Below are 12368 nucleotides of genomic sequence, written 5' to 3' on the forward strand. Positions count from 1 at the left end.
CGCCGGCGGGACGCCTCAGTCCCAGCAGATGGGGAACGTGGACAGGCCGCGGAAGCTGAGGTTCATGTTCCAGTCCTCAGCGGCGCTCTTCGGCCGGACGTTGGGAATCCGGCGGAAGAGCGTCTCGAACGCGACGGGGATTTCGGCGCGGGCGAGGAAGGCCCCCGGGCAGACGTGGATGCCCGTGCCGAACCCCAGGTGCGGGTTCTTCTCCCGGGTGAGGTCCAGCTCGTCGGGCCGGTCGAACATGGCCGGGTCCCGGTTGGCCGCGGCCACCATGGGCATGACGCCCTGGCCCTTCTTGATCTGCTTGCCGCCGAACTCGAAGTCCGACGCGGCGATGCGCGTGGGCGCCTGCGCGGGGGAGGTGAACCGGTACAGCTCCTCCGCCGCGGCGCGGTTGATCTGCGGGTTGGTCCGCAGGCGCTCCCACTCCGTGGGGTGCTTGAACACCGCCAGCAGGCCGGTGCTGATGACGTTCTGGGTGGTCGTGTGGCCGCCCGCCAGCAGCAGCACCATCTGCGCCACCACCTCCTCCAGCGTGAGCTTGTTCTCCTCGCGCCAGGCCTTGACCAGGTAGGAGATGAAGTCCTCGCGCGGGCGCTCGATGCGGTCGTTGATGGCGCGGGTGAGGTAGTCCGTCATCGCCAGGAGCGCCTCCTGCCCCTTGAGCATGATTTCGAGGTTGTCGATGCGGCCCGTGGCGTGGGCGAGGTCCACGCTCCACTTCTTGAACGTGGGCAGGTCGCTGCGCTCCATGCCCAGGATCTCCACGGCGAAGAGGAGGGCGGGCAGCGCGTATGCGTAGTCATTGACGAAGTCCATCTCCCCCTTGTCATAGACCTGGTCAATCAGCCAGTCCGCGGTCTGCCGGGCGCGGGCGTGGATGTCCTTGACGTTCTCGGGGCGGAACGCCTGGTTGATGAGGCCACGCAGCCGCTTGTGCTCCGGGTTGTCCTTCATCACGGCCCACATGGAGAAGTGGGTGATGATGGGGCGCAGGTGCTGCATGAAGTCGTCGCGCACCACGAACGTCTCGCTGCTCTGGCTGGAGAAGCGGGACGCGTCGCGCAGGGCGGTCTGCACGTCCTCGTAGCGGGTGAGCAGCCAGTGGCGGGTCTCCTCGCTCCAGTACACGGGCTCCTGCTCCCGCAACTGCTTGTAGATGGGGTAGGGGTTGATGTGGAACTCAGGCGACAGGATGTTGGCGTGCAGCTTCTGTGTTTGGCTCATGGCTGTCTATCTCGCCGCGCGGAGGCGGGTGGGTGGGTGAGGCCGTGGATGTGTTTGTTGATATGTTTCATGAAACGGCGCGGTCGTGGTAGTGATGTTTTAAATCAGGCGCAAGGCCGGACCTCCTGATGCGAGACAGGGTTGGGTGAAGCCAAGTGACGACATATATGTTCCCTGGACAGGGCTCCCAGACGCGTGGAATGGGCAGCGAGTTGCTGGCGCGCCACCCGCGCATGCTGGCCCAGGCGGACGAGGTGCTGGGGTACCGGCTGGCGGATGTGTATCAGGACGAGCGGCTTGGGCAGACGCAGTACACCCAGCCCGCGTTGTTCGTGGTGAGCGCGCTGGCGTGGTTGGAGCAACGTGAGCGGCATGGGCGCGATCCTGACTTCGCGTTGGGGCACAGCCTGGGGGAGTACAACGCGCTGTTCGCCGCGGGCGCGTTCGACTTCAGGACGGGCCTGCTGCTGGTGCGCAGGCGCGGTGAGCTGATGGGGCAGGCGCGCGGCGGCGGCATGGCCGCGGTGGTGGGGCTGTCCACCGGGCGCATCACGGAGATCCTGGCGCGCGTGGGGGCGGAGGGCCTGGACCTGGCCAACGACAACACGCCAATTCAGCAGGTGCTGTCGGGGCCGCAGGAGGAGCTGGAGCGCGTGGCGCCGGAGCTCCGGGCCGCGGGCGCCAACGTCGTGCCGCTGAAGGTGAGCGCCGCGTTCCATTCGCGCTACATGCGGCCGGCGCGCGAGTCCTTCGCGTCCTTCCTGCGTGAGTTCTCCTTCGCGCCGCTGCGCTTCCCCGTCATCTCCAACGTCGAGGCCCGCCCGTACGACGAGGCCCGGCTTCGGGAGCTGCTCGCCCGGCAGATCGACTCGCCGGTGCGGTGGACGCAGAGCGTGGGGTACCTGCTCGAACAGGGGGAGCAGACGTTCGTCGAGGTGGGGCATGGCCAGGTGCTCACGGGGCTGCTTCGCCGCATCCGTCAGACGCCCCCGCGGCCCGCCGAAGTCCCGCCGCCCTCCTCGCGCGAGGAGCCGCCGCCCCCGGCCGAGGCGCGCGTGGCGCCGCCGTCCCCGGCCGCCGTGGCGCCCGTCTCCGCGCCGTCCGAGGTGCGCGCGCAGGCGTTGGGCAGCCGCGCGTTCCGGGACACCTACGGCGTCCGGTACGCCTACGTGGCGGGGTCCATGTACAAGGGCATCTCCTCGCGCGCGCTGGTGGTGCGGATGGCGCGCGCGGGCATGCTGGGCTTCTTCGGTACGGGCGGCGTTCCGCTCGCGCGCGTCGACGAGGAGCTCCAGGCCATCCAGGCCGCGCTGCGCCCGGGCGAGGCCTACGGAATGAACCTGCTGCACAGCCTCGACCGCCCCGAGCGCGAGGAGCAACTGGTGGACCTCTTCCTGCGCCGCGGCGTGCGCAACGTCGAGGCCTCGGCCTTCGTCCGGCTGACCCCGGCCCTGGTGCGCTTCCGCGTCACCGGGCTGCGCCGCCGTGAGGACGGCCGGGTGGAGGCGCCCCACCGCGTCATCGCGAAGCTCTCCCGTCCCGAGGTGGCCCGTGCCTTCATGAGTCCGCCGCCGCCCGACATCCTGGAGGGGTTGGTGCGCGCTGGCCGCATCACCGGGACGGAGGCCGGGCTGGCGCGCGAGGTGCCCATGGCGGAGGACATCTGCGTGGAGTCCGACTCCGGCGGGCACACCGACCAGGGCGTCGCCAGCGCCCTGCTGCCGGCCATGGGCGCGCTGCGGGAGCGGATGATGGCGGAGCACGGCTACGCTACGCGCATCCGCGTGGGCGCCGCGGGTGGCATCGGCACCCCCCAGGCGGCCGCGGCGGCCTTCGTGATGGGCGCTGACTTCATCGTGACGGGCTCCATCAATCAGTGCTCGGTGGAGGCCGACACGAGCGAGCCGGTGAAGGACTTGCTGGAGACGCTGGACGTCCAGGACGTGACGTGCGCGCCCGCGGGAGACATGTTCGAGCTGGGCGCCCGGGTGCAGGTGGTGCGCAAGGGCCTGTTCTTCCCCGCCCGCGCCAACCGCCTGTACGCGCTCTACCAGCAGCTCCCTTCGCTGGACGCGCTGGACGCGGAGACCCGGGCCCAACTCGAGACGAAGTACTTCCGCCGCACCTTCGAGCAGGTCTGGGAGGAGACGCGCGCGCACTACCTGCGTGTCGACCCCGGCGTGGTGGAGCGCGCCGAGCGGAACCCCCGGCAGAAGATGGCCCTGGTGTTCCGCTGGTACTTCGTCCACACCTCCCGGCTGGCGCTGCGCGGCAGCCCGGAGCAGCGCACGGATTACCAGATTCACTGCGGCCCCGCCCTGGGCTCCTTCAATCAGTGGGTACAGGGAACACCCCTGGTCTCGTGGCGCAACCGCCACGTGGATGAAATGGCCGTGAAGCTGATGGAGGCGACGGCGGAGTGGTTGGAGCGGCGGTTCCAGGTGTTCCGCGCGGGGACCTGAGAGGCGTCCCCGCGCGGCGTCTTTAGCGCAGGAGGGCCGCGAAGTAGGCGTCGAGGCCCTCTGGCGCGGCCAGGGGGATGCGCGCCGCGACATGCGCATCGGGGCGGATGAGGACGGCGCCGGCCTGTCGGGCGCCGAGCGCCTGGTGGGCGTGGTGCTGGGGGTCCACCCACGCCTTGCCCAGGTCCGCGCCGTCGAACCCCGCGGGGCGCTGGCCCGCGAGGACGAAGTGGACGTGGACCTGCTCGCCGTGCCGCTCCCAGACGTGGCTCGCCAGGGCGCGCAGCCGGTCCGTGTCCGGGCGCGGTCCGCTCAGCACCAGCAGCGTGTGCCGGTCCGGCCGGAGCACCGCGTAGATGGCGGTGGGGCGCTCGCCGTGCAGGAAGAAGTGGGGCACGCGGTCACCGGGCTCGGCGCGGCCGGCCTGGAACGCGGCCCGGGCGGCCCGGGTGCCCCGCGGGTCCAGCGCCGTCTGGATGGCCGGGCTGCGCCGGTAGTGCACGCCGAGCTGCGAAGTGCCCAGCACGTTCTTCAGGTTCAGCGCGGGCAGGTTCAGCAGCCGCAGTTGCTTGCGCGCCAGATAGCGCAGGAGGGGGTTGGCGCCGAAGACGAGCTGGGTGAGCCGGTCGTTCTCCGCGAACATGGACACGGCGGCCGGGTGGCGCTCCGCGTGGTAGCTGTCCAGCAGCGCCTCGCGCGCCTTGCCGCGCACGGCGAGCGCCAGCTTCCACGCGAGGTTGACGGCGTCCAGGACGCCGGTGTTGAGGCCCTGCGCGGCGATGGGGGTGTTCACGTGGGCGGCGTCTCCCGCCACGAGGACGCGGCCCACCCGGTAGTCGGAGACGAGCCGCTGGCTCGGCTGGTACTGCACCAGCCACAGCGGCGCTTCCAGCGTCCAGTGCCCCAGCCCCAGGGGCGTCATGATGGCGCGGAACTCCTCCAGGGTGGGCTGCTGGCCCTTGAGCGGCGAGTCCGGCGGCCGCGCGGAGATGAGGCGGTAGTAGTCGTTGCCCAGGTTCAGGACGACGAACGGGAACCGGTCCAGGATGAAGCCGTGGCGCTCATCGCGCGACAGCGACATGTCGGGGATGCGCACGTCGGTCATGATCCAGTTGTCGTCGTAGCGCGCGCCGGTGAAGGACAGGCCCAGCTCGCCGCGGACCTGGCTGTGGCCGCCGTCGCAGCCCACCAGGAAGGGGACTGTCACCGTCTCGTCCCCGCCGTCGGCGCGGCGCAGGTGGGCCGTCACGCCCTCGGCGTCCTGGCGGAGTCGTTCCAGCGCCGTCGCGCGCTCCACCTGGATGCCCCGGTCGCCGAGCGCCCGCACCAACTCCCGCTCCGTCTGCCCCTGGTGCAGGTGCAGGTAGAAGGGGAACTCGGTGGCGAGCCGGTCGTAGCGGAGCACGGTGGCTCGCCGCGTGCCCGCGTACATGTTCATGACGGGGTTGCGCACGCCGGCCGCGAGGATGGGCTCCACGACGCCGAGCATCTGGAACAGCTCCAGGGTCCGCGGCTGGAGGGTGACGGCCTTCGACTCGCCGGAGAACGAGGGCTGCTTGTCGATGATGCGCACCTGGATGGACTGCTGCGCGAGCGCCAGCGCGAGGCTCAGGCCCACCGGGCCCGCGCCGACAATCAACACGTCGGTCGAGGACGTCTTCATGCTCCCTCCTGGAGGCGGGGGCGGGGCAGCCCGGCGAGGAAGGAGATGCGGGTTCCCATGAAGCTGGGCACCTGGCGCAGGTCCCAGTCGTAGCCGTCGTGGCCGTCGACCTGCTCGATGAGGGCCCGCCACTCGTCGAGGTGGTACGCCCGCAGGTGAGACACGACGCCGTCGACGAAGAAGCAGAACGCGCCCACGGGCACCACTGCGCCCAGGAGGGTGCGGCGGAGGCTCGGCGGCCAGATGCCGCCCAGGCTCAACCATGCGCACAGCAGCGGCGTCGCCGCGCAGAAGCGCAGGATGGAGAGCGGCTCTCGCTGCACGGGCTCCATGAAGACGATGGGCTGCCGCTTGGACACCGCGTCGGCCAGGATGCCGCGCACCTGGTCAGGCTGGAAGTGGTGCACGGCGTTGACGATGAGGCGCAGGCCCGCCATGTGCGTGGGGACATCCAGCACGTCCACGGACTCGGGGACGTGGCCCAGGCGCCCCCCGCTCGCGCGCGCTGCTTCCTGGTACAGCTCCAGGGCGGGGTACTTGTCCGACAGCTGGATGCGGACGTCCTCCCTCGCCAGGTGCCGGGACAGCGCGACCATCAACCCGCCATCTCCCGCGCACAGCGCCTGGATGGAGGTGAGGCCCCTCTGGCGCAGCAGCTCGGCGAGCAGGTCGAACGCGGCGTCATACATCCGCAGCTTCACGGACATGTGGTGCAGGAACTCCCGGATGGTCTTCCGGATCGGCGCGGGCAGCCACGGCAGGTCGTTGAACTCGAAGAGGTGGGCTCGTTGCATGGTCATTGTCCGAGTGCTGCGGGGAGAGGCGCTTCAGCGGCGTCCGGTGGCGGGAAGGCGGCGGCCAGCCGCGCCAGGAGCCAGTCCTGGGCCTGGCCAGCGCGAAGGAAGAAGTGGTCCCCAGGGGTCGTCAGCCACGCGAAGTCACCCTGGGTGAGCAGCCGCCAGTCGCGCGCAGAGGCCGCGGTCACCCGGTCATCGGAGTCGCCGTGCATCACGGTGATGGGGAACGCGAACGGTGGCTCGGGCTGGTGGCGGTAGCCCTCCATCAGCTTGAGGTCCGCGAGCAGCATGGGCAGCAGCGCCCGCGCGAAGTCCGCGTCCGCCCCCTGGAGGGACTGGCCCTCCGGGGTCCGCAGGGCGATGTCGAGCAGCGGCGTCAGCGGCGCGCCCGCGTCGTAGCGCGGGATTCCCTCGTAGCCCACGGCACGGAAGCGCCGCTGCAGGTCTTCCAGGAACGGCCCCGGGGCGTGGCGCGGCGCGCTCGCGCCTCCCACGATGAGGTGGCGGGGCTGAGGCAATCCCAACGCGCGCAGCCGGCTCGCGACCAGGTAGGCCAGCAGCCCGCCCAGGCTGTGTCCGTAGAAGGCGAAGGGCACATCCAGGTGGGGGCGCAGCGCGTCCACGAGCTGGGGCAGCAGCGCCTCGAGCTCGGAGATGGGCGGCTCGTGGATGCGCGTCTCCCGGCCCGGCAGTTGGAGGGGCCAGACCTCGATGTGCTCGGGCAGCCGCGCCCAGTCCCGGTAGAGCGACGCCCCTCCGCCGCCGTAGGGGAAGCAGAACAGGCGCAGCGTGGGCCGGGGTCGGCGCGCCTCGTGGGCGAACCACGGCGACGTGGCGGGGCGCGGGGCCGGGGCGGTGGCGGACGCGAGCTGCGTCAAGAGGGCCGCGCCCAGGTCTTCGATGCTCGGGCCCTCCAGCATGACCTCCGCCGGCACGCGCAGCGAGAACCGCTCCTCGATGTCCCTCCGCAGGGACAACCCGGTGATGGAGTCCAGTCCCAGCTCCCGCAGGGGCAGGGCTGGTGGAACGGCCGCCGGGTCCATGTCGAGATGGCTCGCGGCCCGCTCGGTCAGGAAGTGCGTCACGGTGGCGCGTCGAGCCTCCGCGTCGAGCCCGGACAGCACGGCGCCTCTGACCGCGCCCGGGGCCGGCGCGACGGCCGGTGTCTCGTGGAGCGCCTGCTCCAGGGCCTCCACGCGTGAGGCGCTCAGCAGTTGGAGCCGGTGCCCTCTCGCCTCGGCCACCAGTGCGCCCGCGCCGTCCAGCAGACGGAAGTGGCCGGTGAGGCGTCCGCCCGCGTCCGGGGGGGCCGGGAAGGTGATGTGGCACCACAGCGCGTCGTCGGTGGGCGTCTGATGCAGTTGGATGGACTCCCAGCCCACCACCATGAAGCGCATGCGCGCTTCGAGGTATGCGGCGCCGGCCACCGCGCAGAGCTGGGCGCAGGCATCGAGGATTCCTGGATGGAAGCCCAGCCCCGGGGCAGGTACGTCGGCGCCCGCGTGGGGCCGGAAGCGGGCCAGGGCCTCTCCCTCCCGGAACCTCACTTCGTCCACCCACTTCACGCTGTCGCCCAGCTTGAAGGACAGCTCGGCGAGCCTCCGGTAGAAGGTGGCGCCGTCCCATTGCGTGGCGCCCTCCAGGTCCGGCAGCGGCGCGGGCGCGCGTCGCGTCACCTCTGCGGGTTCCATCTCCGCCTGGACGTGGATGCTCCACTCGGACCGTGGGGTCGCGCGGCCCTGGAGCAACAGCCGGGTGCGGCCTTGCTCCAGCGGCTCCGTGGTGAGCCTCAGCTCGCGCGTCTCGGTGGCTCCGACGTGAAGCGCCGCCAGAAAGCGGACGTCCCGCAGGGCGAAGGCGGGCACGCCCAGGTGCCGGCGCACGGCACGCGTCAGCAGCTCCTGGAGGTAGCCCACGTGGGCGACGCCGTGATTGTCTGCCAGCTCGGGCAGGCGCGCGTGGCTGAGGTGGTAGGTGAGCACGCGTCCGGCCGAGTCCGACCGCGCGGGCAGCCCGTCGAGCGCGTCCCGCACCGGCGGCGCCTCGGTCCCGGGCCGGGACGTGTCGCGCAGCCAGTAGGCCTTTCGCTGGAAGGGATAGGTGGGCGGTATGCGCTCGGGGCGGGGCATCGCCTCGGTGAAGGCGCGGCGCCCTGGCGCGAGCCCTCGCGTGTACAGGTGCGCCACGCAGTCCAGCAGCGCTTGCCAGGGGGCTGTCGCCGACGCTGCGTCGAGCCACGGCTGCCCCGTGTCTCCCAGGGACACGATGATGCGGCGCTCCGGGGCGTCGAGGCTCGCGCATCCGGCCAGCCAGTTCCCCGCCGCGGCCGGGGGCGCGCTCCAGGTGCTGGGATGCGTCGCCGCCGCTGCGCCGAGGGGCTCGCGGATGTCCACCAGCCTGAGGCGTGGCTCGGACAGATGCTCCGCGGCCAGGGTGAAGGACGGGTGCAGGTTCAGGTCGCGCAGCAGGCAGCGCAGCGCGTCCCGCAGCGTCATCACGCCCGCCGCGCAGGCCGCGACATAGCGGCTCGCGCCGTCCGCCATCAGCGCGTCGGGATGGTAGCCCCAGTGGTCCAGCAACTGGAGCAGGGCGAACCGGGCCCGGAAGGCGGTGAGCTCCTTCGTCGCCAGCGCGCGGGCATCGCCGCCCAGCAGCGTGAGGGCCGTTGCGCCGGCGGCGTCATAGGCCTCGGCGAAGCGGGGCTCGCGCGAAGACAGTTCGGCCACGAGGGAGGCCATGTCGCCTCCCTGGGGCAGGGCGACCGTCAGGCGCGGCGCGGTGCCTGGCTCGGCCACCGCCCTGGTCAGTCCCGGGGCCGCGCGGCCTTCGGCGAGCGCCTGGAGTGCAGTCCCGAGCGCCGCGCCGTCCGCGGCGACAATCGCCGCGCGGTGCTCCAGGTGGCTGCGAGCGGTGACGGCCGCCGCGCACGCCGCGGCCAACTCTGTCTCCGGCACCAGGGCCAGGTGCGCCTGCCAGCGCCGCGCCAGCGCGCTCAACGCGGCGTCGTCTCGGGCGGACAGGGGCAGGAAGTGCAGCGGGCGGCGCGGCGCCGGGGCCGGCCGAGGCACCTCGGGGGGCTCGCCCACGATGACGTGGACGTTGGTGCCGGAGAACCCGAAGGCGCTCACGCCCGCGACGCGGTCCTCGCCCTCCCACGGCAGCGTGTCCCAGGGGAGTTGGGCGCGCATGCGCTCCAGCCGCAGCAGCGGGTTGAGCTGCCGCAGGTGGGGCTGCTTCGGAATCCGCTGGTGCTGGAGGCACAGCACCGTCTTGATGAGGCCGGCGATCCCCGCGGCGGCCTCCAGGTGCCCGAGGTTGGCCTTGAGGGCGCCCACCGTGAAGGGCGCCGCGTCCGCGGGCCGCTGGCCATAGACGGCGCCCAGCGCCTGCATCTCGATGGGGTCCCCCAGCGACGTCCCGGTGCCATGGGCCTCCACGTAGGAGATGCGCCGGGCCTCGAGTCCCGAGGACGCCAGCGCCTGGCGCAGCAGGACCTGTTGCGCCAAGCCACTGGGGACCGTCAGGCCGCTGCTGGCGCCGTCGTGGTTGGCCGCCGAGCCGAGGAGCACGGCGAGCACGGGGTCGCCGTCCCGGCGCGCGTCGGCCAGTCGCTTGAGGACGACCATGCCGCCGCCCTCCGCCCGGCCGTAGCCATTCGCCGCGGCGTCGAACGTCTTGCAACGGCCATCTGGCGCCAGCGCGCCGAGCCGGCAGAGCGAGACGAACGGGTACGGCGACACCATCAGGTTCACGCCGCCAGCGAGCGCCATCTCCGACTCCCCCTTGCGCAGGCTGTCGCACGCGAGGTGGACGGCCATGAGCGACGAGGAGCAGGCGGTGTCCACGGTGAGGGCGGGGCCCTGCAGGCCCAGGCGGTGCGCGATGCGGCCCGAGGCGATGTTGGTCGCCATGCCGGTGGCCGTGTACGCGCCGAATTGGTGTGCGTCGCGCAGCAGCAGTCCGTACTCCGCGGTGCCCATGCCGACGAAGACCCCCACGGGGCGCCCAGTCAGGCCATCGGGCGCGAGCCCGGCGCGCTCCAGCGCCTCCCAGGACACCTCCAGCAGCAGGCGCTGCTGCGGGTCCATGTCGGCGGCCTCTCGCGGAGAGATGCCGAACAGGCGCGCGTCGAAGAGGGCGGGCGACTCACGCAGGAAGCCGGCCTGGCGTACATAGCAGCCGCCTTCCGCGTCGGGGTTCGCGTCGAAGTAGGTGTCTGCGTCCCAGCGCTCCGGGGGCACGTCGACGATGGCGTCACCGCCTTCGAGCAGGAATCGCCACAGCGCCTCGGGGCTGTCACATCCCCCAGGGAAGCGGCAGGCCATGCCGATGATGGCGATGGGCTCGCGCGCGTCCAGGTGAGCGGTGGAGGCGGGCGGCGGCGCCAGCGCGCGCGATGGGCCGGGGGCCGGCGCGGGCGGCGGCGGTTCAGGTGGGGGCTCGGCCGCGACACCGAAGCGCTGGACGATGACGTCCCGCGCGCCGTGGAAGACGACGCACTGCGCGCCGTCCTGGGCCAGCCCCTGCTCGAAGACCTCCCACCCGAGCGCGGACGGCAGGGGTGTCAGGCCGCCGCGCCGCTCCATGAAGCGCAGCGTCTGGGCGTCCACGCGCATGCCACCGTCGGCCCACAGCGGCCAGTTGAACGACACGGTGCGGCCGTGCCGCTCCCCCCTCGCGCGGCGCGCTTCGCGCTCGATGGCGAAGGCATCCAGGAACGCGTTGGCGAAGGCGTAGTCGCTCTGCCCCACGTTGCCCGTGATGGCCGCCGTCGAGGAGAAGAAGGCCATGAAGTCCAAGGCGAGGTGCTTGCTGGCCTCGTCGAGGTGGAGGGCACCCAACACCTTGGGGCCCACCACCGCGTTCGACTGCTCCCTCGACTTCGCGGGGATCAGCGCGTCCCGGGTGGCTCCCGCCGCGTGGATGATGCCGTGGAGCGCGCCGAGCGCCGTCTGTGCCTCCTGGACCAACCGCGTGGCGGACGGCCGGTCGGCGACGTCGCCGCGCAGGTACACCACGTGCGCGCCCGCCGCGCGGAGCGCCTCCAGCCGCCGCTGCCGCGCCTCATCCAGCTCGCTCCGGCCGGCGAGCGCCACCCGGGCCCGGTGCGTGCGCACCAGGTGCTCCGCGAGGAGCAGCCCCAGGCCACCCGCGCCCCCCGTGATGAGGTAGGCCCCTCCTTGCCTCAGCGTCGAGGCCCGGTTCGCGCCCGTGGTGAGCGCGACCAGCCCGCGCGCCTGCCGGCGGCCCGCCACGTAGCGGACCTCGACGTCGTCCATGGCGCTGTTGTCCATGGCCAGCCGCGCGATGTCCGCGGGAGCCAGGTGCTCCGGAGGCAATGCGAGGACGCGCAGCGACAGCCGCGGCGTCTCCAGGCCCAGGGCGCGTGCGAAGCCGGCGAGGGCGGCCTGGGAGGGCGCCAGCGCGCCGTCGCGCGTGGCATGGACGTGGACCAGCCGGACGGCTCCATCGGCGCGGTGCGCGAGCAGGCCCTGTGCGAGTCCCAGCAGCCGCGAGAAGCCACTCAACGGGTCCTCCGCGTCCTGCACCTGCGCGTCGAGCGAGGTCAGGTGGAAGACGTGGCTGGGGTGGATGTTCCGGCGGGCCAGGGCGCCAAGGAGGTGCTGGACCTGCTGCGCGTCCGACACGTCCAACACTGGCGCCTCGGCGTCGTCGATGAAGGCCGCGCCCTGCCGCGCGTGAATGACGGGGGCCGTCAGTCCCTGGACGCGGAGCCACGTGGTGAATGCCCCGGCGTGGGCCGCCTCTCCACCCAGCAGCAGCACGGCCTCCAACTGGAGCGACGGCGGCGCGGTGATGGGCGCGTCGGCCCAGTGTTGCCGTGCGAGGACGACCTCACCCGGCACTGCCTGGCGCGGGGCCGGAGGAGCCTCGACTTCAGCGGGGAGCCGCTCCAGGAGGAAGTCGGCCAGCGCGTGGAGCGTGGAGTGGTCGAAGGCCAGCGTTGGATACAGGTCGAGGCCGAGCGCGCCCTCCAGGTGCTCCACCAACTGCATCGCCTGGATGGACTCCATGCCCAGGTCGAAGAAGCCCTGCTCCGGAGAGAGCCGGGTGGACGGGGGATAGGCGAGCACGCGCGTCACCGCCTCGCCGAGCAACTGCACGAGCAACGCCTTGCGCTCGGCCTTGGGGACCACCAACAGCCGCTGGCGCATCGTGTGGGCCGTGGGGACGGGGGGCTCGGCCTTGCTC

5 protein-coding genes are annotated in these 12368 nt (G+C 72.3%); 1 reads left to right on the forward strand and 4 read right to left on the reverse strand.

Annotation, left to right across the window (positions count from 1 at the left end):
- Positions 1-15 precede the first annotated feature (15 nt).
- Positions 16-1233, reverse strand: a complete 1218-nt coding sequence (locus tag HNV26_RS26825; protein ID WP_171443791.1) for a cytochrome P450 — start codon at positions 1231-1233, stop codon at positions 16-18.
- Positions 1234-1388: 155 nt separating this feature from the next.
- Between HNV26_RS26825 and fabD the strand changes: the two genes are divergently transcribed.
- On the forward strand, positions 1389-3695 hold the full coding sequence (gene fabD, locus HNV26_RS38640) for an ACP S-malonyltransferase (RefSeq protein ID WP_171443792.1): 2307 nt from the start codon (positions 1389-1391) through the stop codon (positions 3693-3695).
- A 22-nt stretch (positions 3696-3717) separates the two neighbouring features.
- Here the strand turns inward: fabD and HNV26_RS26835 are convergent, their stop codons facing one another.
- The 3 genes from HNV26_RS26835 to HNV26_RS26845 are packed head-to-tail and all read right to left on the reverse strand — an operon-like array spanning position 3718 to position 12331.
- Positions 3718-5358 (reverse strand): FAD-dependent oxidoreductase, encoded by a 1641-nt coding sequence (locus tag HNV26_RS26835; RefSeq protein ID WP_171443793.1) that lies wholly within the window; start codon positions 5356-5358, stop codon positions 3718-3720.
- Complete coding sequence (locus HNV26_RS26840; RefSeq protein ID WP_171443794.1) at positions 5355-6152, reverse strand: hypothetical protein; 798 nt, start codon at positions 6150-6152, stop codon at positions 5355-5357. Before HNV26_RS26840 ends, HNV26_RS26835 begins: the two co-directional genes overlap by 4 nt.
- A 2-nt stretch (positions 6153-6154) precedes the next feature.
- Positions 6155-12331 (reverse strand): SDR family NAD(P)-dependent oxidoreductase, encoded by a 6177-nt coding sequence (locus HNV26_RS26845; protein ID WP_216612741.1) that lies wholly within the window; start codon positions 12329-12331, stop codon positions 6155-6157.
- Positions 12332-12368 lie beyond the last annotated feature (37 nt).

The sequence above is a fragment of the Myxococcus xanthus genome, assembly GCF_013116825.1.
GTDB lineage: Bacteria > Myxococcota > Myxococcia > Myxococcales > Myxococcaceae > Myxococcus > Myxococcus xanthus_B.

Bases quoted from the DNA above. Each gene is read 5' to 3' on its own strand.
- HNV26_RS26835 (WP_171443793.1), bottom strand. From the start codon at position 5,358: ATGAAGACGTCCTCGACCGACGTGTTGATTGTCGGCGCGGGCCCGGTG.
- HNV26_RS26825 (WP_171443791.1), bottom strand. From the start codon at position 1,233: ATGAGCCAAACACAGAAGCTGCACGCCAACATCCTGTCGCCTGAGTTC.
- HNV26_RS26840 (WP_171443794.1), bottom strand. From the start codon at position 6,152: ATGCAACGAGCCCACCTCTTCGAGTTCAACGACCTGCCGTGGCTGCCC.
- HNV26_RS26845 (WP_216612741.1), bottom strand. From the start codon at position 12,331: ATGCGCCAGCGGCTGTTGGTGGTCCCCAAGGCCGAGCGCAAGGCGTTG.